Origin of the sequence: Streptomyces sp. NPDC051020 (genome assembly GCF_040683105.1) — a bacterium.
Classification (GTDB): Bacteria; Actinomycetota; Actinomycetes; order Streptomycetales; family Streptomycetaceae; genus Streptomyces.
Map to the genome: position 1 here is coordinate 21,119 of NZ_JBFBCG010000005.1, position 24,410 is coordinate 45,528.

Below are 24,410 nucleotides of genomic sequence, written 5' to 3' on the forward strand. Positions count from 1 at the left end.
GACGATTCCCGCTGAGGACAACCGAGGCGCCAGTCAGACGATCAGGGCTGTTGAGCGACGCATGGATCCTCTCCGGGCGGGACTCACGAGCCGTCGGGAGGATCAACGACGCGGGCGGCTGATGGTCACCCGTTCGGCCGAAGACACGTCGTGCAAGGGAGAGCGAGGGAGAGGGGGGAGGGGCGTTCAGGGCTCTGTGCTCCTCCCCCCGTCGCCCCGCTCAGTTCCCCGCGACGTCTTTCATCGCCACCGCCAACGGCACGTTCCCCGAGATCAGTTCCAGGGTCAGTCCCGCTGTCGCCGGGGTGTCCAGCAGTTCCAGCAGCGTCGCCGCCACGTCGTCGCGCGGTACCGTTCCGCGCCCCGTTGAGGCTGCCAGCAGAACCTGCCCCTTGCCCGCGTCGTCGGTGAGCATTCCGGGGCGCAGGATCGTCCAGTCGAGTGCGGTCCTGGAGCGTACGTAAGCGTCGGCGGCGCCCTTGGCCCGCAGGTACACGTCGAAGACCTCGTCGCCCGGGTGGTCCGGATCGGCGCCCATGGAGGAGACCACGATGCAGCGTCGTACGCCCGCCCGTTCCGCCGCGTCCGCGAACAGCACCGCCGCACCGCGGTCCACCGTGTCCTTGCGGGCCGCTCCGCTGTTCGGGCCCGCGCCGGCCGCGAATACCGCCGCGTCGGCGCCGCGCAGCACCTCGGCCACTTCGTCCACGGAGGCCAATTCGAGGTCCAGGACGACCGGTTCGGCGCCTCCCGACCGGAGGTCCTCGCCCTGTCCCGGGTTGCGGATGATGCCGACCGCTTCATCTCCGCGCGCAGCGAGCAGCCGCTCCAGCCGCAGCGCGATCTGACCATGTCCACCTGCGATGACAATGCGCATAGTCACGACCGTACGCCGCGGCACGCCGCCCCGCTCAGGACCCGCCGCCCGGCCCGGGTTCAGGGCGGGCCTGGCGGGGCAGATCGAGTGCGACGACGGTCTCGGAGTCGCAGTACTCGCGGACCGCGCTGGTGCGGGCCACCACGCGTCCGCGGTGCACGACGATCCGGCTGTACGCGAGCGAGAGCGCGCCGGCGAGCTGTTCTCCGCGTACGGCGAGGAGTTCGGCGGGGAAGCCTGCCTCGACGCGGATCTCGGGCAGCCCCATGGCCTTCCTGGCGGCCGTGGAGACGGCGTCGTACGCGTCCTCGGGGCGTAGGCCGCTCTGTGAGGCGAGCAGGTAGGCGGCCTCCAGCGGGTCTCCGCGGCCCACGGGGTTCGCGACGTCGCGCAGTGCCCCGCTGCCTGCCGCTGTGCGCACGCCGGCGGCGCGCAGCAGGCGTACGGGCGCGGTGCCCCTGCGTTCGGTGCCGCAGCAGCCGCCCTGGGGGAGGCAGATCACGGTCACTTCGGCGGCGGCGAGCCGATCGGCGGCGCGGGTCGCGGTTTCCGGGGGGAGCCGGTCGAGGGCGGCGCAGGGGCCTATGGAGACGCCGGGCCGGTGTCCGGCGGCCATGGCGGCGAGCCGGGCGAGGCGGGCGGGGTCGTCGCCGTCCATGTGCAGGTCGACGGGGCAGTGGTGTTCCGCGGCGATCTCCAGGACGGCTTCGGTGTATCCGGCCGGGTCGGGGTCGAGCTCGGGGCAGCCGCCGATCACGACGGCTCCTGTTCTCACCGCGTCGCGCAGCATGGCGAGGCTGTCGGCGCCTGCGATTCCGGTGAGCAGACGGGGTACGGCGACCGGGGTCAGTTCGGTGAGTCCGTGCAGGGAGCGGCGTGCCTGGAGTACTGCTTCGAGGCCGGCGAGTCCGGTGACGTCCCCGATCCGTACGTGTGAGCGCAGAGCGGTGGCGCCGTGGCCGAGTTGCAGCAGAGCGGCTTCGGTGGTGCGGCGCTGAATGTCCTCGGGGTGGTGCGAGGCGGGTGAGGAGCTGTCGGGGCCGGTGCTGTCGGCGGTGAGCGCGGTGTCGCTGTGGGCGTGGGGTTCCGCGGGGGCGGGGAGCAGGAGATAGCCGCGCAGGTCGACCCGGGGGCCGGGGGCGGTCAGGCTGCCTGTGGTGCCGACGGCCTCGATGCGGCCGCGGCCGAGCCGTACGTCGACGATGCGGCCGTCGGTGAGCCGGGCGCCGCACAGGATCAGGGCGCCTGCTTCGGTGGCGGCGTGGTCGTCGGGCTGCCGCGGCCGGCTGTCGGGCATCGCGCTCCTGGGAGGGTGCAAGATCACGCAGAGTGAGTCGAGCCTAGGGGCGTGTTCGTCCTGGTTCGAGGAGGAGGGAAATAGTCGTACCGGTGTGGCCTCGTGAGGTGTGCGCGGCGGGTGGGAGGGGCCGGCGCGATGGCGGTTCCGAGGCCGGCCGGGCGTGGCTCGCGGCGCCGGCCGGGTTGCCGGTCACCTGCTGATCAGGCGGTGGTTCCGGCCGCCGGCCGGGCTCCCGGCCGGTCGTCCGCCGGTCGTGGATCGGGGGTCGGTCGGGGGATCGGGGCAGGGCCGGTCACCGCTGTGGCGGGGGGCTCCGAAACGGATTTGGGCGATCGGCGGAGGACCGTGTAATGTCTTCATCGCTCGCCCCAATAGCTCAGTCGGTAGAGCGTCTCCATGGTAAGGAGAAGGTCTACGGTTCGATTCCGTATTGGGGCTCTGGTGATCGGAGAACCCCGCCTCACGGCGGGGGGATCCGTCATCAAAGCGGTGTAGCTCAGTCGGTAGAGCAAGCGGCTCATAATCGCTGTGTCACCGGTTCAAGTCCGGTCACCGCTACTTACGGTAGCCGATTGTGGGGTCGGTCCTTCGATCGGCTACTCTTTTTTGCGTTCATCCGTTCATCCGTCCGTCCAAGGAGCACTCACGTGGCTGCCACCGACGTCCGCCCGAAGATCACGCTGGCCTGCGTGGAGTGCAAGGAGCGGAACTACATCACCAAGAAGAACCGGCGTAACAACCCGGACCGTCTTGAGATGAAGAAGCACTGCCCGCGCTGCAACTCGCACACTGCGCACCGCGAAACGCGCTGAATCAGGCTCGTACACGAGGCCGTCCCTACTGGGGGCGGCCTCGTGTCGTTGTATAGGACTGTCCCGTACAGGGTTGTTCATCGGCCTTTTCGTCTTTCATCAGGAGGTAGCGAGCCCATGGCGCTCGACCAGTCCTTCGTCGGGCGGACCTATCCGCCCACCGCGCCGTACGAGGTCGGCCGGGAGAAGATCCGTGAGTTCGCCGAGGCGGTGGGAGACACCAATCCCGCGTACGTCGATCCGGCGGCCGCCCGGGCGCTCGGGCATTCCGATGTGATCGCGCCGCCCACTTTTGTCTTCTCGATCACTTTCAAGGCTGCGGGGCAGGTGGTGCAGGACCCGCAGCTGGGCCTGGACTACAGCCGTGTGGTGCATGGTGACCAGAAGTTCGTGTACGCGCGTCCGGTGCGGGCGGGGGACCGGCTGACGGTCACTTCGACGATCGAGGGCGTCAAGTCCATGGCGGGCAACGACATTCTCGACATCCGTGGTGAGGTCCATGACGAGGCCGGCGAGCATGTCGTGACCGCGTGGACGAAGCTGGTGGCGCGCGCCGCCGAGGAGGCGTGATGACGGCGAAGGTGAGTTACGCATCGGTCGAGGTCGGTACGGAGCTGCCGCCGCAGTCCTTCCGGGTGACCCGCGCGACGCTGGTGCAGTACGCGGGCGCCTCCGGTGACTTCAACCCGATCCACTGGAACGAGAAGTTCGCCCTCGAGGTCGGGCTGCCGGATGTGATCGCGCACGGCATGTTCACCATGGCGGAGGCGATCCGGGTGGTCACGGACTGGGCCGGCGACCCGGGTGCGGTCGTGGAGTACGGGGTGCGGTTCACCAAGCCGGTCGTCGTGCCGAACGACGACAAGGGTGCGCTGATCGAGGTCGGTGCCAAGGTGGCGGCCCTGCTGGACGACAAGCAGGTGCGAGTGGACCTGACGGTGATGAGCGAGGGCAAGAAGGTGCTGGGGATGTCCCGCGCCGTTGTGCGGCTCGCCTGAGCCGTTGTCGAGCCACGTTCATGAGTGAGGGGCACTCTCCGCTGGGGGGTGCCCCTCGCCCGTACTCGTATGCGCGAGGCCGTCGCGTCATGTTTCGGACCGGCTGTTCCGTACCGCTTGACGAAGTTAGTGATTGACTACTAACTTAGCTGCATGGTCAGGATGAGTGCAGAGGAGCGGCGCGAGAGCGTCATCCGTGCGGCGATCACCGAGTTCGCCCGCGGTGGGTACAACGCCACCTCCACGGAGGCGATCGCCAAGCGGGTAGGCGTCTCGCAGCCGTATCTCTTCCGTCTCTTCCCCAGCAAGCAGGCCATGTTCCTTGCCGCCTCCGACCGCTGCCTGGCGGACACCCGGAAGGTCTTCGCCGAGGCCGGTGAGGGCCTGGAGGGGCAGGAGGCGCTCCACGCCATGGCGGCGGCGTATCAGCGCCTCATCGTCGACGACCCCGACAAACTGCTGATGCAGATGCAGATGTATGCGGCGATCGCGGCGGCCGAGGCCTCCGGCGACCACGAGTTCGGTGAGTCGGCGCGGGCCGGCTGGCTGCAGATGTGGGACGAGGTCCACCTCGCGCTCGGCGCCGATCTCGGTGAGACCACGACCTTCCTCGCGTACGGCATGCTCGTCAACACCCTGACCTCGCTCGGCTTCCCGGTCGGTCACCGCGTCTGGGCCGGTTTCTATCCCTCGGGGCAGCCGGGGGCCTGAGAGGAGCTCACGAAATGGGAGTCCGATCAGCTCGCGGCGTCTGGTGCGTGCGATCGCAAGGCGCTGGAAGGTCCTCGGATGGGGCCTCCCCTGCTCGAACGAAGCTGAGAGCTTGGGGAAGGAGCTACTAGGGCATTTCGGCAACGCAGTGAGCGTGCGTGCCAGGCGTCGCGAGCCGGGCGCCCATTTTGTGAGCTCCTCTGAGTGCGGCCGGCCGTCCGAACAGTGCGACCCGGGTTCGGCCCGGTTTTCTGCCAAGGAAAGTTAGTCATTAATAACTAACCCACAGGGGGCGCAGTGAATCAGCACACGACAGGCCGCTCAGGGGCGGTCTGGGCGCTCGTCATCGCCAGCGTGGCCGGTTTCATGGCGGCCCTCGACAATCTCGTCGTCACCACCGCCCTGCCCTCCATCCGCAAGGGTCTCGGCGGCGAGCCGGCAGAGCTCGTATGGACGGTGAACGCGTACACCCTGACCTTCGCCGTTCTGCTGATGCTCGGCGCCGCTCTCGGCGACCGGTTCGGGCGGCGGCGGCTCTTCCTCGCCGGGCTCGCCGTCTTCACGGGTGCCTCCGCCGCGGCGGCCCTGTCGTCCGGGATCAACGAGCTGATCGCCTTCCGGGCCGTCCAGGGCGTCGGTGCGGCGATCATGATGCCGCTGACACTCACCCTGCTCACGGCCGCCGTGCCGGCCGCCCGCCGCGGCATGGCCCTCGGGATCTTCAGCGCCGTCACCGGACTCGCCGTGGCCAGCGGTCCGCTGATCGGCGGCAGCCTGACCGAGCACATCTCCTGGCAGTGGATCTTCTGGCTGAACGTGCCGGTCGGCCTGGTCCTGCTGCCGCTGGCCCGGCTGCGCCTGGCGGAGTCGTACGCCGCGGATGCCCGGCTCGACATCCCCGGCACGCTCCTCGTCAGCGGAGGTCTCTTCGGCATCGTCTACGGGCTGGTCAACGCCAACGCGGACGGCTGGACCAGCCCCACGGTCCTGACCGGACTGATCGCGGGTTCCGCGCTGATGGGCGGCTTCGTCCACCACGGCTTCCGGGCGAAGAACCCGATGCTGCCGATGCGGCTCTTCCGCAACCGCGGGTTCTTCGGGATCAACATGGCCGGCCTGCTGATGTTCCTCGGGATGTTCGGATCGATCTTCCTGCTCAGCCAGTACCTCCAGGGCGTGCTGGGCTACTCGCCGACCGAGGCAGGGCTGCGGATGCTGCCCTGGACCGGCATGCCGATGCTGGTCGCTCCGATGGCCGGGTATCTCTCCGACCGGTTCGGCGGGCGCCCGGTCGTCGTGACCGGTCTCGCGCTCCAGGCCGTCGGGCTGGCCCTCTTCGCCATGGTCATCGCCCCCGATGCCTCGTACACCGCGCAACTGCCCGCCCTGATGATCGGCGGTGTCGGCATGGCGCTCTACTTCGCGCCGGCCGCCAGCCTCGTCATGTCGAGCGTCCGGCCCGCCGAGCAGGGCATTGCCTCCGGCGCCAACAACGCCCTGCGTGAGGTCGGCGGAGCCCTCGGGGTCGCGGTGCTCGCTTCGGTCTTCTCCGCGCAGGGCGGTTACGGCTCCGCGCAGTCCTTCACGGACGGGACCGTCCCGGCGGTCTGGATCGGTGCCGGTTTCGTGGCGCTCGCCGCGCTCGTGGCACTGCTGATCCCGGGCCGCCGCCCGGCGGCGGCGCCGGAGCCGGTCGAGGAGTGGTCCGCCGTCGCTGCCTGATCCGTGGCGCGGTCCGGTCCGACCCGGCTGCCCTGTGTGTACGGTCCGTGGCCCCGCGCGAGCGGTGGCGCCGCGGACCGTACTCTTGTCCCCGTGCAGGAACTCCACGACGCCCCTCTCGCCCCCCTGACCACCTTCCGGCTCGGCGGCCCCGCGGCCCGCCTCCTCACGGCAACGACGGACGCCGAGGTGGTCGAAGCCGTGCGTGAGGCCGACAAGTACGGCACTCCGCTCCTCGTCGTCGGCGGCGGCAGCAACTTGGTCATCGGCGACAAGGGCTTCGACGGCACCGCTCTGCGCATCGCGACCAAGGGCTTCGCGCTCTCCGGTACGACGCTGGAACTGGCCGCCGGCGAGATCTGGACGGACGCCGTCGCCCGCACGGTCGATGCCGGTCTCGCGGGCATCGAGTGCCTGGCCGGAATTCCCGGCTCGGCGGGTGCGACGCCGATCCAGAACGTCGGTGCGTACGGCCAGGAGGTCGCGTCGACCATCACGGAAGTCGTCGCCTACGACCGGTACACCTGTGAAACGGTCACCATCCCGAACGCCGAGTGCGCATTCTCGTACCGCCACAGCCGCTTCAAGGCCGAACCCGACCGCTTCGTGGTGCTGCGTGTCCGTTTCGAGCTGGAAGACGCGGGCGGTCTTTCCGCGCCCCTCAAGTACCCCGAGACGGCCCGCGCCATGGGTGTCGAACAGGGCGACCGGGTGCCCGCGGCGGCGGCCCGTGAGACCGTGCTGCGGCTCCGGGCCGGCAAGGGCATGGTGCTCGACCCGGAGGACCACGACACCTGGTCGGCAGGGTCCTTCTTCACCAACCCGATCCTCGACGGCGCGCAGTACGAGGCGTTCCTCGCCCGTGCCAAGGACCGGCTCGGCCCCGAGGTGACGCCCCCCGCCTTCCCCGCGGACGGGGGACGCACCAAGACCTCGGCCGCCTGGCTCATCGACCGGGCCGGATTCACCAAGGGGTACGGAACCGGGCCCGCCCGCATCTCCACCAAGCACACGCTCGCCCTCACCAATCGCGGCGCGGCGACCACCGAGGACCTGCTCGCCCTCGCCCGCGAGGTCGTCGCGGGCGTTCACGACGCCTTCGGCGTCACGCTCGTCAACGAACCGGTGACGGTCGGCGTCACCCTCTGACGCGGGTGCGGCGTCAGTACGCCACGCCCACGCCCTGCTTCACCGCCGCCGGATCGTCGATCAGCGCCAGCATCGCGTGTGCCACATCGGCCCGGGAGATGGACCGGCCACTTCGCGGATTGCCGCCGTAGACCGTCCGGTACGTCCCGGTCAGCGGCCCGTTGGTGAGCTTCGGCGGCCGGACCGACGTCCAGTCCGTCGCGCTTCGGGCCAGTGCGGCCTCCATCAGCGTCAGGTCGGCATAGACCTCCTTGAGGATCGCTCCGATCGCCTTCAGCATCATCCGGTCCAGCAACGGAGCGTCCGCCGGCTTCGGCGCGACCGGGGCCGCGCTCACCACGAGCAGCCGCCGCGTCCCCTCCGCCTCCATCGCGCGCAGCACCGAGCCGGTGAGCCGCTCGGCGATCCCGTCGGCCTTCCGGCCGCGCGAGCCGAGTCCGGAGAGCACCGCGTCCCGCCCGGCGACGGCTTCGCGCAGCGCCTCCGGATCGTCGATCCGCGCCGCTGCGTGAACCGTGACGTCGGAGAGCGGGACCGGCAGCCGTGCCGGATCGCGGACCACTGCCGTCACGTCATGGCCCGCGGCCACCGCCTGGCGGACGATCTCCTGGCCGATGCCGCCTGTCGCGCCGAACACCGTGAGTCTCATTGCGCACCCTCCCGGGGTGGGTAAGTATTCACTCACCTCTAGAGTGAGTGGATACTCACCACGCGTCAAGCCTCATTGGAGTGCACATGGAGCAGAAGCCGGCCCGTGTCCGCATCGTCGACGCCGCCCACCAGCTGATGCTCACCATCGGCCTGGCCCGGGCCACCACCAAGGAAATTGCCCGGGCCGCGGGTTGTTCGGAGGCGGCCCTCTACAAGCACTTCCCGAGCAAGGAGGAGCTGTTCGTGGCTGTCCTCAAGGAGCGGCTGCCCAAGCTCAACCCGCTCCTGCGGCAGCTGACCGCCGACCCGGCGGCGGGGGAGCGGACGGTCGAGGAGAACCTCACCGAGATAGCCCGCGAGGCCGCGCTCTTCTACGCCCAGAGCTTCCCGATCGCCGCCTCCCTCTACGCCGAGCCGCGGCTCAAGAACCGCCACGACGCGGCCATGCGAGAGCTCGGCACCGGCCCGCACCTGCCGATCCAGGGCGTCGCCGCCTACCTCCGCAGCGAACAGTCCGCCGGCCGCGTCCGGCCCGGTGCCGACACCTACGCCGCCGCGTCGCTGCTGCTCGGCGCCTGCGTCCAGCGCGCGTTCGCCTACGACGCGACGGACGAGGGCCGCCCGCCGCAGTCACTCGACGAGTTCGCCGCGTCCGTGGCGTGGACGGTGCTGCACGGAATCGGGGCATAGCCGGGCCGGTGCGGGCTCGATGGTGGGCCCGGCTCCCGGCCGTCGCGCTGTCAGGCAGGCTTCGCCAGCCAGTCGTCGATCCCGGAGAGCAGCCGCCCCCGGACGTCGGACGGCGCCGCCGACCCCCGTACCGACTGCCGCGCCAGCTCCGCCAGCTCCTCGTCCGTGAACGCGTGATGGCGGCGTGCGAGTTCGTACTGCGCGGCCAGCCGGGAGCCGAAGAGCAGCGGGTCGTCCGCGCCGAGCGCCATCGGCACCCCGGCCTCGAACAGAGTGCGCAAGGGTACGTCCGACGGCTTCTCGTAGACGCCCAGCGCCACGTTCGACGCCGGGCACACCTCGCAGGTCACCCCGCGCTCCGCCAGTCTGCGCAGCAGCCGCGGGTCCTCGGCGGCCCGCACGCCGTGTCCGATCCGGGCCGCGTCCAGATCGTCCAGACAGTCCCGCACGCTCGAAGGGCCGGCCAGCTCCCCGCCGTGCGGGGCCGCCAGCAGGCCGCCCTCCCTGGCGATGGAGAAGGCCCGGTCGAAGTCGCGCGCCATCCCGCGCCGCTCGTCGTTGGAGAGCCCGAATCCGACGACGCCCCGGTCCGCGTACCGCACGGCGAGCCGTGCCAGCGTCCGCGCGTCCAGTGGGTGCTTCATCCGGTTCGCGGCGATCACCACCCGCATCCCGAGCCCGGTCTCGCGGGCGGCGGCGTCCACCGCGTCCAGAATGATCTCGATCGCCGGGATCAGCCCGCCGAGCAGCGGGGCGTACGAGGTGGGGTCGACCTGGATCTCCAGCCAGCCGGAGCCGTCGGCGACGTCCTCCTGGGCCGCCTCGCGCACCAGCCGCTGGATGTCCTCGGGCGCCCGCAGACAGGACCGGGCGATGTCGTAGAGCCGCTGGAAGCGGAACCAGCCGCGCTCGTCGGTGGCGCGCAGCTGGGGCGGTTCGCCGCCGGTCAGTGCCTCCGGCAGGCGTACGCCGTACTTGTCGGCGAGTTCGAGCAGCGTCGTGGGCCGCATCGACCCGGTGAAATGCAGGTGCAGGTGAGCCTTGGGCAGCAGGTGAAGGTTGCGAACGGCGTCCATTCACCCTCCGTAACTGTTACGCTCCGACCTGTGCCGCTAGGGCGCCGGGCAGGGCTTGTCCGTCATGAGGCCGCACAGTAGGCCAAGTGAGAAGCCCCCTGCTGAAGGGGGAGGAGTCACTCGAAGATCCTGCCGTAAGGATCTCGAATCAGGCAGCCCGGTTCACCGAACGAGTATTGCCTGAACGCACAAACGGGTCTCCGGATTTCACCGGAGACCCGTTCGCAGGTCCGAAGCTGATCAGGCCTTCGCCTCGCCCAGCAGCTTCTGGATCCGCGACACGCCCTCGACGAGGTCCTCGTCGCCCAGTGCGTACGACAGCCGCAGGTAGCCCGGCGTGCCGAAGGCCTCGCCCGGAACGACCGCGACCTCGGCCTCGTCCAGGATCAGTGCCGCCAGCTCGACCGAGGTGGCCGGGCGCCGGCCGCGGATCTCCTTGCCGAGCAGCGCCTTCACCGACGGGTAGGCGTAGAACGCGCCCTCGGGCTCCGGGCACAGCACGCCGTCGATCTCGTTCAGCATCCGCACGATGGTCTGCCGACGGCGGTCGAAGGCGGTCCGCATCTCGGCGACCGCGTCCAGGTTCCCGGAGACGGCGGCCAGCGCGGCGACCTGAGCGACGTTGGAGACGTTGGACGTGGCGTGCGACTGCAGGTTGGTCGCGGCCTTGACGACGTCCTTCGGGGCGATGAGCCAGCCCACCCGCCAGCCGGTCATCGCGTACGTCTTGGCGACACCGTTGACCACGATGCACTTCTCGCGCAGGGCGGGCACGAGCGCCGGCAGCGAGGTGAACGTCGCGGTGCCGTAGACCAGGTGCTCGTAGATCTCGTCGGTCAGCACCCACAGGCCGTGCTCGACGGCCCACTCGCCGATCGCCCTGGCGTCGGCCTCGCTGTACACCGCACCGGTCGGGTTCGACGGGGAGACGAACAGGACGACCTTCGTACGCTCGGTGCGCGCTGCCTCCAGCTGCTCGACGGAGACCCGGTAGCCGGTGGTCTCGTCGGCCACGACCTCCACCGGGACGCCGCCGGCGAGACGGATCGACTCGGGGTAGGTGGTCCAGTACGGCGCCGGGACGATGACCTCGTCGCCCGGGTCGAGGATCGCGGCGAACGCCTCGTAGATGGCCTGCTTGCCGCCGTTGGTCACCAGGATCTGGGAGGCGTCGACCTCGTAACCGGAGTCGCGCAGCGTCTTCTCCGCAATGGCGGCCTTGAGCTCGGGGAGCCCGCCGGCGGGGGTGTAGCGGTGGTACTTCGGGTCGCGGCAGGCCTCGACCGCGGCGTCGACGATGTAGCCGGGGGTCGGGAAGTCGGGCTCGCCGGCACCGAAGCCGATCACCGGACGGCCGGCGGCCTTGAGGGCCTTGGCCTTGGCGTCGACGGCGAGGGTGGCGGACTCGGAGATGGCACCGATGCGGGCGGAGACCCGGCGCTCGGAGGGAGGAGTTGCAGCGCTCATGGGTCCCATCGTCCCAGACCCCGATCCCTGTCGGCACACGGGTTTCAGGGACCGGACAGGACTCGGACAGCATGCGGACAAGATGCGGCCACGAGTTGTCGGGAGCTGTCTGTTCGACGCCGGGCCGCTGAGCACGTACACTCACCTGTCGTTGGCCTTCACCAGCCACACCGTTGCTGCACCCGGGGTATCGGGAAAGATGCGGTAGGTTGGTGGAAACCACAAAGGGTCGTAGCTCAATTGGTAGAGCACTGGTCTCCAAAACCAGCGGTTGGGGGTTCAAGTCCCTCCGGCCCTGCTACACACTCCTTCGCCAGGATGTGTGCGCATGTACGTACTTCAATGCACCGCCGTGCGGCTCCACCGGGCGCGGCACGGCCATGACCCGGAATCAGGTGAGTAGCGTGACGGACGCCGTGGGCTCCATCGACATGCCTGATGCTGAGGATGAAGTACCCGAGTCGAAGAAGAAGACTCGGAAGGGCGGCAAGCGCGGCAAGAAGGGCCCCCTGGGCCGTCTCGCGCTGTTCTACCGCCAGATCATCGCCGAGTTGCGCAAGGTTGTCTGGCCGACTCGTAACCAGCTCACGACGTACACGTCCGTGGTGATTGTCTTCGTCGTCGTCATGATCGGTCTTGTGACCGTGATTGACTTCGGATTCCAGCGGGTCATCAAGTACGTCTTCGGCTGATCCCGCGGAGGGCGCCCCAAGGGCGCCCCTTTCGCATGTTCCACCCATTTGTATCCAGGAAGAAGCAGCCACCGTGTCTGACCCGAACCTGAACGACGCCGTCGACTCGACGGCGGGCGACGTCGAGTCCGCCGAGGACGAGTTCGAGATCGTCGAGGCGGCGGACGCTGTGGAGCCGGACCAGGCCGAAGCCGGCGACGCCGCCGCGGGCGAGCCCGCCGAGCAGGCCGCCCTGCACGCCGAGGACGACTCCGAGGACGAGACCGACTCCGAGGACGAGGACAGCGCGTCCGAGGAGGCCGAGGAAGAGGTCGAGGCGGCCGCTCCCGTCGACGCCGTCACCGCGCTCCGTGACGAGCTCCGCGGTCTCCCCGGCGAGTGGTACGTCATCCACACGTACGCCGGTTACGAGAAGCGTGTGAAGGCCAACCTGGAGCAGCGCGCCGTCTCGCTCAACGTCGAGGAGTTCATCTACCAGGCCGAGGTGCCCGAGGAAGAGATCGTCCAGATCAAGAACGGCGAGCGGAAGAACGTCCGTCAGAACAAGCTCCCGGGTTACGTCCTGGTGCGCATGGACCTGACGAACGAGTCCTGGGGCGTCGTCCGCAACACGCCCGGCGTCACCGGCTTCGTGGGCAACGCCTACGACCCGTACCCGCTGACCCTGGACGAGATCGTCAAGATGCTCGCCCCGGAGGCCGAGGAGAAGGCCGCCCGCGAGGCCGCGGAGGCCGAGGGCAAGCCGGTTCCGTCCCGCAAGGTCGAGGTCCAGGTGCTGGACTTCGAGGTGGGCGACTCGGTCACGGTCACCGACGGCCCGTTCGCGACACTGCAGGCGACGATCAACGAGATCAACGCCGACTCGAAGAAGGTCAAGGGTCTCGTCGAGATCTTCGGCCGCGAGACCCCGGTCGAGCTCAGCTTCGACCAGATCCAGAAGAACTAGTGCCCCTCCCGGCAAGCTTTGCCCCGTCGGGCAACGCTTGCCGGTCACGGCACCAGCGGTTTCCGCCGACTCCTGGACACATGCCTACCGAGCAGGTCAGAGAGGCTTCGCAGCTTCTCTGACCTGCTCGGTTTTTGGTCGCGCAGCTATACCCGTTATCGTTGTGCGGTATGCCTGCATCCGGATGACCGGATGACGGCGAAAAACTCTCACTAGGACCCGGAGAGAGCAATGCCTCCCAAGAAGAAGAAGGTCACGGGGCTTATCAAGCTCCAGATCAACGCCGGTGCGGCCAACCCGGCCCCGCCGGTCGGCCCCGCGCTCGGCCAGCACGGCGTCAACATCATGGAGTTCTGCAAGGCCTACAACGCCGCGACCGAGTCGCAGCGTGGCATGGTCGTGCCGGTGGAGATCACGGTCTACGAGGACCGTTCCTTCACCTTCGTGACGAAGACCCCGCCGGCTGCCAAGCTCATCCTCAAGGCCGCAGGTGTGGACAAGGGCTCCGGCGAGCCGCACAAGACCAAGGTCGCGAAGCTCACGAGCGCCCAGGTCCGCGAGATCGCCACGGTCAAGCTGCCCGACCTGAACGCCAACGACCTGGACGCCGCCGAGAAGATCATCGCCGGCACTGCCCGTTCGATGGGCGTCACGGTCGAGGGCTGATCAGCCCCCGTAGTCCTTCAGTGGCAGGGCCAAGCGCTGGCCCGTACCACGCCTCCACACCTGAAACCACAGGAGCAGAAGTGAAGCGCAGCAAGAACCTCCGCGCTGCGGACGCCAAGGTCGACCGGGAGCGGAACTACGCCCCCCTCGAGGCCGTCCGTCTCGCCAAGGAAACCGCCACCACCAAGTTCGACGGCACCGTCGAGGTCGCGTTCTGCCTGGGTGTAGACCCTCGCAAGGCCGACCAGATGGTCCGTGGCACCGTGAACCTCCCGCACGGCACCGGCAAGACCGCCCGGGTCCTGGTCTTCGCGACCGGTGACCGTGCTGCGGCCGCGGAAGCCGCGGGCGCCGACATCGTCGGCGCCGACGAGCTCATCGACGAGGTGGCGAAGGGCCGTCTGGACTTCGACGCCGTCGTCGCCACCCCGGACCTCATGGGCAAGGTCGGCCGTCTCGGCCGCGTGCTCGGTCCGCGTGGTCTGATGCCGAACCCGAAGACCGGTACGGTCACCCCCGATGTCGCGAAGGCTGTCAACGACATCAAGGGCGGCAAGATCGAGTTCCGTGTCGACAAGCACTCGAACCTGCACTTCATCATCGGCAAGGTCTCCTTCGATGACACGAAGCTGGTCGAGAACTACGCCGCGGCGCTGGAGGAGATCCTCCGTCTGAAGCCGTCCGCCGCCAAGGGCCGCTACATCAAGAAGGCCACCCTGGCCACCACGATGGGCCCCGGCATCCCGCTGGACGCCAACCGCACCCGTAACCTCCTCGTCGAGGAGGACCCGGCCGCCGTCTGAGCCTCCGCGCTCGCACGAAAGCCGTGTCACGTGTGACATGGACGGGCCCCGCAACCTTTCGAGGTGCGGGGCCCGTCCTCGTATCCACCAGGGGACGTACGGGGCGTCGCCACGACGCCCTACTCCGGGACGGCCGACGTGGCAGGCCGACCGCGAAGGACTCCCGGCTCGACGCCGGTGCGGCACCCAGGTCACGGTCGAGGAGCCTCCTGCTGCCGGCACGATGGACGTCCAGAAGCTCGTGGAGCAGCCGGGCAGCCCCGCGAGGCCACCTGCCATGTGCCGGTCGGTCTAAACCTCCCGCACCGCCCGAACCGGGACGGATTTGCTAGGCGCGACCCCGGTCGCGTACTCTCCTCCAGAAGCCAAAGACCGCTGGTCGTTGCTGCGCTCTCGCAAGAGGGGCAGTGACCGAAGGATCCGTTGAGTGCGGGCGACCTGCGCAGGTGACTGTGGAAAGCTCCCGGACTTCGTTCGGTCGAGCTACGCCCTGGCGCCTGCGCCGGGGCGTTTCGTCTTTCCCGGCCCCTTCTGAGCGGTCCTCATCACCCGGAAGGAGGCCGACGCTCATGGCAAGGCCCGACAAGGCTGCCGCGGTAGCCGAGCTCGCGGACCAGTTCCGCAGCTCGAACGCCGCCGTGCTGACCGAGTACCGGGGTCTCACCGTGGCGCAGCTCAAGACGCTGCGTCGTTCGCTCGGTGAGAACGCCCAGTACGCCGTGGTGAAGAACACGCTGACCAAGATTGCGGCCAACGAGGCCGGGATCACTTCGCTGGACGACCAGTTCACTGGTCCGACGGCGGTTGCCTTCATCACCGGTGACCCGGTGGAGTCGGCGAAGGGTCTTCGTGACTTCGCCAAGGAGAACCCGAACCTGATCATCAAGGGCGGTGTCCTTGATGGCAAGGCGCTGTCCGCCGATGAGATCAAGAAGCTTGCGGACCTCGAGTCCCGCGAGGTTCTGCTCAGCAAGCTGGCCGGTGCCTTCAAGGGCAAGCAGTCTCAGGCTGCCTCGCTCTTCCAGGCGCTGCCGTCGAAGTTCGTCCGCACCGCGGAGGCGCTTCGCGTCAAGCTCGAAGAGCAGGGCGGTGCCGAGTAATTCGGCTCGCGCAATGATCGTCGCCCACTAGGGAGACGGTCGCAGCGGGCCGAACGTACGCCCGCCTACATGTACATCCGGCACCTGCCGAATTAGTGGAAGGACGCCATCATGGCGAAGCTGTCCCAGGACGACCTGCTCGCGCAGTTCGAAGAGATGACCCTCATCGAGCTCTCCGAGTTCGTGAAGGCCTTCGAGGAGAAGTTCGACGTCACCGCCGCTGCGGCCGTCGCCGTCGCCGGTCCGGCCGGCCCGGGCGCCGTTGCCGAGGCCGTCGAGGAGAAGGACGAGTTCGACGTCATCCTCACCGGCGCCGGCGAGAAGAAGATCCAGGTCATCAAGGTCGTGCGTGAGCTGACCTCGCTGGGTCTGAAGGAGGCCAAGGACCTCGTCGACGGCACCCCGAAGCCGGTCCTCGAGAAGGTCGCCAAGGAGGCCGCCGAGAAGGCTGCCGAGTCCCTCAAGGCCGCCGGCGCTTCCGTCGAGGTCAAGTGACTCAGGGAGTCTGCTGACTCCTTCTGACGGCCCGCGCCGCACGGCACGGGCAGTCACATCACGAAGGGCGAGCACCCGTACGGGTGGTCGCCCTTCGGCGTACCCGAGGCGGTTGCCTTGCTCTTCCGCGGTTGACGAGTAGGGTGATCTTCGCCGTACGCCTCTCGGGGCCGTCGGCCGATGCCGAGGGGCGGCGGGTGACGGTCTCGGCGGCTCTGTCCTGGCAGGGGGGCCTTGACGAACCGCACGCGGCGCGCAATTCTCAGGACGCGTCGTCACATCGATCCGGATTCGAGGCATGGATCGATGACGAAGCGGGCAGTAAAGAAGAGCGCATCCCGCGCGAGGGCGATTCATAGGTGTTGAGAACAGCTGTTGCGAGCTACAAGGGTCTCTGAGAACCCGGACTGGACATCAGTGTGCCGTTTGGCTACACTGTCCCTTTGCGCTGCCTGTTAGCTGCCTCCTGCCCGTCACCAGGGGCATGCCCACGCTTGAGCACCGACGACCGAACGTCTCTGACCTGGGATTTCTGTCTCCGTGTCCAACTTGGGACCGGTACGCGCGTAGTGAGTCCGAGCCCTCGGAAGGACCCCCTCTTGGCCGCCTCGCGCAACGCCTCGACCGCGAATACGAACAACGGTGCCAGCACCGCCCCGCTGCGCATCTCTTTTGCAAAGATCAAGGAGCCCCTCGAGGTTCCGAACCTCCTCGCGCTGCAGACCGAGAGCTTTGACTGGCTCCTCGGCAATGCCGCCTGGAAGGCTCGCGTCGAGGCTGCTCTGGACAGTGGACAAGACGTCCCCACCAAGTCCGGCCTGGAGGAAATCTTCGAGGAGATTTCACCGATCGAGGACTTCTCCGGGTCGATGTCGCTTACGTTCCGCGACCACCGCTTCGAGCCCCCGAAGAACTCGATCGACGAGTGCAAGGAGCGCGACTTCACGTTCGCCGCCCCGCTCTTCGTCACGGCCGAGTTCACCAACAACGAGACCGGCGAGATCAAGTCCCAGACGGTCTTCATGGGCGACTTCCCGCTCATGACCAACAAGGGCACCTTCGTCATCAACGGCACCGAGCGTGTCGTCGTGTCGCAGCTCGTCCGCTCGCCGGGTGTCTACTTCGACTCCTCCATCGACAAGACGTCCGACAAGGACATCTTCTCCGCCAAGATCATCCCGTCCCGGGGTGCCTGGCTGGAGATGGAGATCGACAAGCGCGACATGGTCGGTGTCCGCATCGACCGCAAGCGCAAGCAGTCCGTGACCGTTCTCCTGAAGGCTCTCGGTTGGACCACCGAGCAGATCCTCGAGGAGTTCGGCGAGTACGAGTCCATGCGCGCCACCCTGGAGAAGGACCACACCCAGGGCCAGGACGACGCGCTGCTCGACATCTACCGCAAGCTGCGCCCGGGCGAGCCGCCCACCCGCGAGGCCGCTCAGACGCTGCTCGAGAACCTCTACTTCAACCCGAAGCGCTACGACCTCGCGAAGGTCGGACGCTACAAGGTGAACAAGAAGCTCGGCGCCGATGAGCCGCTGGACGCCGGGGTGCTCACCACCGACGACGTCATCGCGACCATCAAGTACCTGGTCAAGCTGCACGCCGGGGAGACCGAGACGGTCGGCGAGTCCGGCCGGACGATCGTCGTCGAGACCGACGACATCGACCACTTCGGCAACCGTCGTCTGCGCAACGTCGGCGAGCTCATCCAGAACCAGGTCCGTACGGGTCTCGCCCGTATGGAGCGCGTCGTGCGCGAGCGCATGACGACCCAGGACGTCGAGGCGATCACGCCGCAGACCCTGATCAACATCCGGCCGGTCGTCGCCTCCATCAAGGAGTTCTTCGGCACCAGCCAGCTGTCTCAGTTCATGGACCAGAACAACCCGCTGTCGGGTCTCACCCACAAGCGCCGTCTGTCGGCACTTGGCCCGGGTGGTCTCTCCCGTGAGCGGGCCGGCTTCGAGGTCCGTGACGTGCACCCGTCCCACTACGGACGCATGTGCCCGATCGAGACCCCTGAAGGCCCGAACATCGGTCTGATCGGTTCGCTCGCCTCGTACGGACGTGTCAACGCGTTCGGCTTCATCGAGACGCCGTACCGCAAGGTCGTCGACGGCCAGGTCACCGACGAGGTCGACTACATCACCGCTGACGAGGAAGACCGCTTCGTCATCGCCCAGGCGAACGCGACCCTCTCCGAGGAGCTGCGCTTCACCGAGCCCCGCGTCCTGGTCCGCCGTCGTGGCGGAGAGGTCGACTACGTGCCGCCGGCCGAGGTCGACTACATGGACGTCTCGCCGCGCCAGATGGTGTCCGTCGCGACCGCGATGATCCCCTTCCTGGAGCACGACGACGCCAACCGTGCCCTCATGGGCGCGAACATGATGCGTCAGGCGGTGCCGCTGATTAAGTCGGAGGCTCCGCTCGTCGGCACGGGCATGGAGTACCGCTGCGCCACCGACGCCGGTGACGTCCTGAAGGCCGAGAAGGACGGTGTGGTCCAGGAGGTCTCCGCGGACTACGTCACCGTCACCAACGACGACGGCACGTACACCACGTACCGCATCGCCAAGTTCTCGCGCTCCAACCAGGGCACCTCGGTCAACCAGAAGGTCGTCGTCTCCGAGGGCGACCGGGTCATCGAGGGCCAGGTCCTCGCCGACGGGCCGGCCACCGAGAACGGTGAGATGGCGCTCGGCAAGAACCTGCTCGTGGCGTTCATGCCGTGGGAGGGTCACAACTACGAGGACGCGATCATCCTGTCGCAGCGCCTCGTGCAGGACGACGTCCTCTCCTCGATCCACATCGAGGAGCACGAGGTCGACGCCCGTGACACCAAGCTCGGCCCGGAGGAGATCACCCGGGACATCCCGAACGTCTCCGAAGAGGTCCTCGCCGACCTCGACGAGCGCGGCATCATCCGTATCGGTGCCGAGGTCGTCGCCGGTGACATCCTCGTCGGCAAGGTCACGCCCAAGGGTGAGACCGAGCTGACCCCCGAGGAGCGCCTGCTCCGCGCGATCTTCGGTGAGAAGGCGCGCGAGGTGCGCGACACCTCGCTGAAGGTGCCGCACGGTGAGATCGGCAAGGTCATCGGCGTCCGCGTCTTCGACCGCGAAGAGGGCGACGAGCTGCCGCCGGGCGTGAACCAGCTGGTCCGCGTCTACGTCGCGCAGAAGCGCAAGATCACCGATGGTGACAAGCTCGCCGGCCGTCACGGCAACAAGGGCGTCATCTCGAAGATCCTCCCGATCGAGGACATGCCGTTCCTGGAGGACGGCACCCCGGTCGACATCATCCTCAACCCGCTGGGTGTCCCGTCCCGAATGAACCCGGGACAGGTCCTGGAGATCCACCTCGGCTGGCTCGCCAGCCGCGGCTGGGACGTCTCCGGCCTCGGTGACGAGTGGGCCAAGCGCCTGCAGGCCATCGGCGCCGACCAGGTCGCCCCCGGCACCAACGTCGCCACCCCCGTCTTCGACGGTGCGCGCGAGGACGAGATCTCCGGCCTCTTCGAGGCCACGATCCCGAACCGCGACGGCGACCGCCTGGTTCAGCCCTCCGGCAAGGCCAAGCTGTTCGACGGCCGCTCCGGTGAGCCGTTCCCGGACCCGGTTTCGGTCGGGTACATGTACATCCTCAAGCTCCACCACCTCGTCGACGACAAGCTGCACGCTCGCTCGACGGGTCCGTACTCCATGATCACCCAGCAGCCGCTGGGTGGTAAGGCTCAGTTCGGTGGACAGCGCTTCGGTGAGATGGAGGTGTGGGCGCTGGAGGCATATGGCGCCGCTTACGCCCTCCAGGAGCTGCTGACGATCAAGTCCGACGACGTGACCGGCCGCGTGAAGGTCTACGAGGCCATCGTCAAGGGCGAGAACATCCCCGAGCCGGGCATCCCTGAGTCCTTCAAGGTGCTCATCAAGGAAATGCAGTCGCTCTGCCTCAACGTGGAGGTGCTCTCCTCGGACGGCATGTCCATCGAGATGCGCGACACGGACGAGGACGTCTTCCGCGCGGCGGAGGAGCTCGGTATCGACCTGTCCCGGCGCGAGCCGAGCAGCGTCGAAGAGGTCTGACGGGCCGGCCGGCCGCCCCGCTCAGGGGCGGCCGGCTCTCCCCGGACCCGTTCAGACCATTGATTGAGACTCGACCCCGAAAGAGGGATTGACGACAAGTGCTCGACGTCAACTTCTTCGACGAGCTGCGGATCGGCCTTGCCACCGCGGACGACATCCGGACCTGGTCGCACGGCGAAGTGAAGAAGCCGGAGACCATCAACTACCGCACGCTCAAGCCCGAAAAGGACGGACTCTTCTGCGAGAAGATCTTCGGTCCGACCCGGGACTGGGAGTGCTACTGCGGCAAGTACAAGCGTGTCCGCTTCAAGGGCATCATCTGTGAGCGCTGTGGCGTGGAGGTCACGCGCGCCAAGGTGCGTCGTGAGCGCATGGGCCACATCGAGCTTGCTGCTCCCGTCACTCACATCTGGTACTTCAAGGGCGTCCCGTCGCGCCTCGGCTACCTGCTCGATCTCGCGCCGAAGGACCTCGAGAAGGTCATCTACTTCGCCGCGTACATGATCACGTTCGTGGACGAGGAGCGCCGTGCGCGCGACCTGCCCTCGCTGGAGGCGCACGTCTCCGTCGAGCGTCAGCAGGTCGAGAACCGTCGCGACTCCGACCTGGAGGCCCGCGCCAAGAAGCTCGAGGCCGACCTGGCCGAGCTCGAGGCCGAGGGCGCCAAGGCCGACGTACGCCGCAAGGTGCGCGAGGGTGCCGAGCGTGAGATGAAGCAGCTGCGCGACCGTGCGCAGCGCGAGATCGACCGTCTCGACGAGGTGTGGAACCGCTTCAAGAACCTCAAGGTCCAGGACCTCGAGGGCGACGAGCTGCTCTACCGCGAGCTGCGTGACCGCTTCGGCACGTACTTCGACGGCTCCATGGGTGCCGCTGCCCTGCAGAAGCGCCTGGAGTCCTTCGACCTCGACGAGGAGGCCGAGCGCCTCCGCGAGATCATCCGTACCGGCAAGGGCCAGAAGAAGACCCGTGCGCTCAAGCGCCTCAAGGTCGTCTCCGCGTTCCTGCAGACCAGCAACAGCCCCAAGGGCATGGTGCTCGACTGCGTGCCGGTCATCCCGCCGGACCTGCGTCCGATGGTGCAGCTGGACGGTGGCCGCTTCGCGACCTCCGACCTGAACGACCTGTACCGCCGTGTGATCAACCGCAACAACCGCCTGAAGCGTCTCCTTGACCTCGGTGCCCCCGAGATCATCGTGAACAACGAGAAGCGGATGCTGCAGGAGGCCGTCGACGCGCTGTTCGACAACGGCCGCCGTGGTCGCCCGGTCACCGGTCCGGGCAACCGCCCGCTGAAGTCCCTGAGCGACATGCTCAAGGGCAAGCAGGGTCGTTTCCGTCAGAACCTTCTCGGTAAGCGTGTGGACTACTCCGCGCGTTCCGTGATCGTCGTCGGTCCGCAGCTGAAGCTGCACCAGTGCGGTCTGCCGAAGGCGATGGCGCTGGAGCTCTTCAAGCCGTTCGTGATGAAGCGCCTGGTCGACCTGAACCACGCGCAGAACATCAAGTCGGCCAAGCGCATGGTCGAGCGCGGCCGCACCGTGGTGTACGACGTCCTCGAAGAGGTCATCGCCGAGCACCCGGTGCTGCTGAACCGTGCACCGACCCTGCACCGCCTCGGCATCCAGGCCTTCGAGCCGCAGCTGGTCGAGGGCAAGGCCATCCAGATCCACCCGCTCGTCTGCACCGCGTTCAACGCGGACTTCGACGGTGACCAGATGGCCGTGCACCTGCCGCTCTCCGCGGAGGCGCAGGCCGAGGCCCGCATCCTGATGCTGTCCTCGAACAACATCCTGAAGCCGGCCGACGGTCGTCCCGTCACCATGCCGACCCAGGACATGGTGCTGGGCCTGTTCTTCCTCACCACGGACGAGGAGGAGCGCAAGGTCATCGGCCAGGGCCGTTCCTTCGGTTCCACGGCCGAGGCGATCATGGCCTTCGACGCCGGCGAGCTGTCGCTCCAGGCGCAGGTCGACATCCGCTTCCCGGTGGGCACCATCCCGCCGCGTGGCTGGGTGCCGCCGGTCGCCGAGGAGGGCGAGCAGGAGTACCAGCAGGGCGACACGTTCCGGCTGCGTACGTCCCTGGGCCGCGCGCTCTTCAACGAGCTGCTGCCCGAGGACTACCCGTTCGTCGACTACTCGGTGGGCAAGAAGCAGCTCTCCGAGATCGTCAACGACCTGGCCGAGCGCTACCCCAAGGTCATCGTGGCGGCGACGCTCGACAACCTGAAGGCGGCCGGTTTCCACTGGGCGACCCGCTCGGGTGTCACCGTGGCCATCTCCGACGTCGTCGTGCCCGAGGCCAAGAAGGCCATCGTCGCGGGTTACGAGGCTCAGGACGAGAAGGTCCAGAAGCAGTACGAGCGCGGTCTGATCACCAAGGACGAGCGCACGCAGGAGCTCATCGCGATCTGGACCAAGGCGACCAACGAGGTCGCCGAGGCGATGAACGCGAACTTCCCCAAGACGAACCCCATCTTCATGATGGTTGACTCGGGTGCCCGAGGAAACATGATGCAGATGCGTCAGATCGCCGGTATGCGTGGTCTGGTGTCCAACGCCAAGAACGAGACCATCCCGCGTCCGATCAAGGCGTCCTTCCGTGAGGGCCTCACCGTTCTGGAGTACTTCATCTCCACGCACGGTGCCCGTAAGGGTCTGGCGGACACCGCCCTGCGTACCGCCGACTCGGGTTACCTGACCCGTCGTCTGGTGGACGTCTCGCAGGACGTGATCATCCGCGAGGAGGACTGCGGCACCGACCGTGGCCTCAAGCTGAAGATCGCCGTCAAGGGTGCGGACGGTGTGCTCCGCAAGACGGAGGACGTCGAGACCTCGGTCTACGCCCGCATGCTCGCCGAGGACGTCGTCGTCGACGGCAAGGTCATCGCGCCTGCCAACGTCGACCTCGGTGACGTCCTGATCGACGCCCTGGTGGGCGCCGGAGTCGAGGAGGTCAAGACCCGTTCGGTCCTGACCTGTGAGTCCGCGGTCGGCACCTGTGCCTTCTGCTACGGACGCTCGCTCGCCACCGGCAAGCTGGTCGACATCGGTGAGGCGGTCGGCATCATCGCCGCCCAGTCCATCGGTGAGCCCGGTACCCAGCTGACGATGCGTACCTTCCACACCGGTGGTGTGGCCGGTGACGACATCACCCAGGGTCTGCCCCGTGTCGTCGAGCTCTTCGAAGCCCGTACGCCCAAGGGTGTCGCCCCGATCTCGGAGGCGGCCGGCCGCATCCGTATCGAGGAGACCGAGAAGACCAAGAAGATCGTCGTCACCCCGGACGACGGCAGCGACGAGACGGCGTTCCCGATCTCGAAGCGTGCCCGTCTGCTGGTGGGCGAGGGCGACCACGTCGAGGTGGGCCAGAAGCTCACCGTGGGTGCCACCAACCCGCACGACGTGCTGCGCATCCTCGGTCAGCGCGCGGTCCAGGTCCACCTGGTCGGCGAAGTCCAGAAGGTGTACAACTCGCAGGGCGTGTCGATCCACGACAAGCACATCGAGATCATCATCCGGCAGATGCTGCGCCGCGTGACGATCATCGAGTCCGGCGACGCGGAGCTGCTGCCGGGCGAGCTGGTCGAGCGGTCGAAGTTCGAGACCGAGAACCGTCGTGTGGTCACTGAGGGCGGTCACCCCGCCTCCGGCCGTCCGCAGCTGATGGGTATCACCAAGGCCTCGCTCGCCACCGAGTCGTGGCTCTCGGCGGCGTCCTTCCAGGAGACGACCAGGGTTCTGACCGACGCGGCGATCAACGCCAAGTCGGACTCCCTGATCGGCCTCAAGGAGAACGTCATCATCGGTAAGCTCATCCCGGCCGGTACGGGCCTGTCCCGTTACCGCAACATCCGGGTCGAGCCGACCGAGGAGGCCAAGGCCGCGATGTACTCGGCCGTCGGCTACGACGACATCGACTACTCGCCGTTCGGCACGGGCTCCGGCCAGGCCGTTCCGCTGGAGGACTACGACTACGGTCCGTACAACCAGTAAGCGAGTCGCCTGATCGACCGGAGGGCGGTCACCCCGTACGCAACGGGGTGACCGCCCTCCGGCGTGTGCGGGGTCGGTGTCCGGGCTGCGGCCCGGAATGCCGCGGCTCGCCGGACGGCGGCGGGGCCGTGCGCGCGGTCCAGCCGGTCCCGTGTACGGCCCCGTCCGGGCG

General features: G+C 68.0%; 20 protein-coding genes and 3 tRNA genes. 18 read left to right on the forward strand and 5 right to left on the reverse strand.

The window, feature by feature from the left end; all coding sequences use genetic code 11:
* Positions 1 to 220 precede the first annotated feature (220 nt).
* Positions 221 to 877, reverse strand: a complete 657-nt coding sequence (locus tag AB0N06_RS04345; protein WP_366133231.1) for an SDR family oxidoreductase — start codon at positions 875 to 877, stop codon at positions 221 to 223.
* Between the two features lie 34 nt (positions 878 to 911).
* Positions 912 to 2,174: an amidohydrolase family protein gene (locus tag AB0N06_RS04350; RefSeq protein WP_366133232.1), complete on the reverse strand. Its 1,263-nt coding sequence runs from the start codon at positions 2,172 to 2,174 to the stop codon at positions 912 to 914.
* 368 nt (positions 2,175 to 2,542) lie between these two features.
* Between AB0N06_RS04350 and AB0N06_RS04355 the strand changes: the two genes are divergently transcribed.
* The 8 genes from AB0N06_RS04355 (at position 2,543) to AB0N06_RS04390 (ending at position 7,569) form a co-directional block, all read left to right on the forward strand.
* Positions 2,543 to 2,615, forward strand: a tRNA-Thr gene (locus tag AB0N06_RS04355).
* A 47-nt stretch (positions 2,616 to 2,662) separates the two neighbouring features.
* Positions 2,663 to 2,735 (forward strand) — tRNA-Met (locus AB0N06_RS04360).
* Between the two features lie 89 nt (positions 2,736 to 2,824).
* Entirely contained in the window at positions 2,825 to 2,989 is a 165-nt protein-coding gene (gene rpmG / locus AB0N06_RS04365; RefSeq protein ID WP_003956487.1) for a 50S ribosomal protein L33, read from the forward strand.
* Positions 2,990 to 3,106: 117 nt separating this feature from the next.
* Complete coding sequence (locus AB0N06_RS04370; protein ID WP_366133233.1) at positions 3,107 to 3,559, forward strand: MaoC family dehydratase N-terminal domain-containing protein; 453 nt, start codon at positions 3,107 to 3,109, stop codon at positions 3,557 to 3,559.
* Positions 3,559 to 3,987, forward strand: coding sequence for a MaoC family dehydratase (locus AB0N06_RS04375; RefSeq protein WP_366133234.1), 429 nt, complete (start codon positions 3,559 to 3,561; stop codon positions 3,985 to 3,987). Before AB0N06_RS04370 ends, AB0N06_RS04375 begins: the two co-directional genes overlap by 1 nt.
* 162 nt (positions 3,988 to 4,149) lie before the next feature.
* A complete protein-coding gene (locus tag AB0N06_RS04380; protein WP_366133235.1) occupies positions 4,150 to 4,698 on the forward strand; it encodes a TetR/AcrR family transcriptional regulator in 549 nt (182 codons plus the stop codon).
* 297 nt (positions 4,699 to 4,995) lie between these two features.
* Positions 4,996 to 6,420: a DHA2 family efflux MFS transporter permease subunit gene (locus tag AB0N06_RS04385; RefSeq protein ID WP_366133236.1), complete on the forward strand. Its 1,425-nt coding sequence runs from the start codon at positions 4,996 to 4,998 to the stop codon at positions 6,418 to 6,420.
* Positions 6,421 to 6,513: 93 nt separating this feature from the next.
* A complete protein-coding gene (locus AB0N06_RS04390; RefSeq protein ID WP_366133237.1) occupies positions 6,514 to 7,569 on the forward strand; it encodes a UDP-N-acetylmuramate dehydrogenase in 1,056 nt (351 codons plus the stop codon).
* 13 nt (positions 7,570 to 7,582) lie between these two features.
* Here AB0N06_RS04390 and AB0N06_RS04395 read toward each other — a convergent pair whose 3' ends face one another.
* Positions 7,583 to 8,218 carry an NAD(P)H-binding protein gene (locus AB0N06_RS04395; RefSeq protein ID WP_358856889.1) on the reverse strand — a complete coding sequence of 212 codons (636 nt, stop codon included), beginning with the start codon at positions 8,216 to 8,218 and terminating at the stop codon, positions 7,583 to 7,585.
* 86 nt (positions 8,219 to 8,304) lie between these two features.
* On the opposite strand from AB0N06_RS04395, the gene AB0N06_RS04400 reads away from it, so the two are divergent.
* Positions 8,305 to 8,910 (forward strand): TetR/AcrR family transcriptional regulator, encoded by a 606-nt coding sequence (locus AB0N06_RS04400; protein WP_366133238.1) that lies wholly within the window; start codon positions 8,305 to 8,307, stop codon positions 8,908 to 8,910.
* A 50-nt stretch (positions 8,911 to 8,960) separates the two neighbouring features.
* Here the strand turns inward: AB0N06_RS04400 and AB0N06_RS04405 are convergent, their stop codons facing one another.
* Both AB0N06_RS04405 and AB0N06_RS04410 read right to left on the reverse strand, forming a co-directional pair.
* Entirely contained in the window at positions 8,961 to 9,986 is a 1,026-nt protein-coding gene (locus AB0N06_RS04405) for an adenosine deaminase (RefSeq protein ID WP_366133239.1), read from the reverse strand.
* Positions 9,987 to 10,226: 240 nt separating this feature from the next.
* A complete protein-coding gene (locus tag AB0N06_RS04410) occupies positions 10,227 to 11,453 on the reverse strand; it encodes a pyridoxal phosphate-dependent aminotransferase (RefSeq protein ID WP_366133240.1) in 1,227 nt (408 codons plus the stop codon).
* 225 nt (positions 11,454 to 11,678) lie between these two features.
* On the opposite strand from AB0N06_RS04410, the gene AB0N06_RS04415 reads away from it, so the two are divergent.
* The 9 genes from AB0N06_RS04415 to AB0N06_RS04455 all read left to right on the forward strand — a co-directional run bounded on the left by AB0N06_RS04415 (position 11,679) and on the right by AB0N06_RS04455 (position 24,238).
* Positions 11,679 to 11,751, forward strand: a tRNA-Trp gene (locus tag AB0N06_RS04415).
* A gap of 106 nt (positions 11,752 to 11,857) precedes the next feature.
* Complete coding sequence (secE, locus tag AB0N06_RS04420) at positions 11,858 to 12,145, forward strand: preprotein translocase subunit SecE (protein ID WP_037687986.1); 288 nt, start codon at positions 11,858 to 11,860, stop codon at positions 12,143 to 12,145.
* Positions 12,146 to 12,218: 73 nt separating this feature from the next.
* Positions 12,219 to 13,091 (forward strand): transcription termination/antitermination protein NusG, encoded by an 873-nt coding sequence (gene nusG / locus AB0N06_RS04425; RefSeq protein WP_366133241.1) that lies wholly within the window; start codon positions 12,219 to 12,221, stop codon positions 13,089 to 13,091.
* Between the two features lie 231 nt (positions 13,092 to 13,322).
* Positions 13,323 to 13,757 carry a 50S ribosomal protein L11 gene (gene rplK / locus AB0N06_RS04430; RefSeq protein ID WP_358856895.1) on the forward strand — a complete coding sequence of 145 codons (435 nt, stop codon included), beginning with the start codon at positions 13,323 to 13,325 and terminating at the stop codon, positions 13,755 to 13,757.
* An 80-nt stretch (positions 13,758 to 13,837) separates the two neighbouring features.
* Positions 13,838 to 14,560 (forward strand): 50S ribosomal protein L1, encoded by a 723-nt coding sequence (gene rplA / locus AB0N06_RS04435; protein WP_358856896.1) that lies wholly within the window; start codon positions 13,838 to 13,840, stop codon positions 14,558 to 14,560.
* Positions 14,561 to 15,129: 569 nt separating this feature from the next.
* Positions 15,130 to 15,660, forward strand: a complete 531-nt coding sequence (gene rplJ, locus AB0N06_RS04440) for a 50S ribosomal protein L10 (protein ID WP_093540771.1) — start codon at positions 15,130 to 15,132, stop codon at positions 15,658 to 15,660.
* A 111-nt stretch (positions 15,661 to 15,771) separates the two neighbouring features.
* Positions 15,772 to 16,155 (forward strand): 50S ribosomal protein L7/L12, encoded by a 384-nt coding sequence (gene rplL, locus AB0N06_RS04445; RefSeq protein ID WP_114246089.1) that lies wholly within the window; start codon positions 15,772 to 15,774, stop codon positions 16,153 to 16,155.
* A 599-nt stretch (positions 16,156 to 16,754) separates the two neighbouring features.
* Positions 16,755 to 20,240, forward strand: a complete 3,486-nt coding sequence (gene rpoB / locus AB0N06_RS04450; protein ID WP_366133242.1) for a DNA-directed RNA polymerase subunit beta — start codon at positions 16,755 to 16,757, stop codon at positions 20,238 to 20,240.
* 98 nt (positions 20,241 to 20,338) lie between these two features.
* A complete protein-coding gene (locus tag AB0N06_RS04455) occupies positions 20,339 to 24,238 on the forward strand; it encodes a DNA-directed RNA polymerase subunit beta' (RefSeq protein WP_366133243.1) in 3,900 nt (1,299 codons plus the stop codon).
* The last annotated feature ends 172 nt before the right edge of the window (positions 24,239 to 24,410 follow it).

Excerpts from the sequence above, each read along its gene's own strand:
- AB0N06_RS04345 (WP_366133231.1), bottom strand. The coding sequence starts at position 877 with ATGCGCATTGTCATCGCAGGTGGACATGGTCAGATCGCGCTGCGGCTG.
- AB0N06_RS04350 (WP_366133232.1), bottom strand. The coding sequence starts at position 2,174 with ATGCCCGACAGCCGGCCGCGGCAGCCCGACGACCACGCCGCCACCGAA.
- AB0N06_RS04370 (WP_366133233.1), top strand. The coding sequence starts at position 3,107 with ATGGCGCTCGACCAGTCCTTCGTCGGGCGGACCTATCCGCCCACCGCG.
- AB0N06_RS04375 (WP_366133234.1), top strand. The coding sequence starts at position 3,559 with ATGACGGCGAAGGTGAGTTACGCATCGGTCGAGGTCGGTACGGAGCTG.
- AB0N06_RS04380 (WP_366133235.1), top strand. The coding sequence starts at position 4,150 with ATGAGTGCAGAGGAGCGGCGCGAGAGCGTCATCCGTGCGGCGATCACC.
- AB0N06_RS04395 (WP_358856889.1), bottom strand. The coding sequence starts at position 8,218 with ATGAGACTCACGGTGTTCGGCGCGACAGGCGGCATCGGCCAGGAGATC.
- AB0N06_RS04400 (WP_366133238.1), top strand. The coding sequence starts at position 8,305 with ATGGAGCAGAAGCCGGCCCGTGTCCGCATCGTCGACGCCGCCCACCAG.
- AB0N06_RS04405 (WP_366133239.1), bottom strand. The coding sequence starts at position 9,986 with ATGGACGCCGTTCGCAACCTTCACCTGCTGCCCAAGGCTCACCTGCAC.
- AB0N06_RS04410 (WP_366133240.1), bottom strand. The coding sequence starts at position 11,453 with ATGAGCGCTGCAACTCCTCCCTCCGAGCGCCGGGTCTCCGCCCGCATC.
- rplK (WP_358856895.1), top strand. The coding sequence starts at position 13,323 with ATGCCTCCCAAGAAGAAGAAGGTCACGGGGCTTATCAAGCTCCAGATC.
- rplJ (WP_093540771.1), top strand. The coding sequence starts at position 15,130 with ATGGCAAGGCCCGACAAGGCTGCCGCGGTAGCCGAGCTCGCGGACCAG.
- rplL (WP_114246089.1), top strand. The coding sequence starts at position 15,772 with ATGGCGAAGCTGTCCCAGGACGACCTGCTCGCGCAGTTCGAAGAGATG.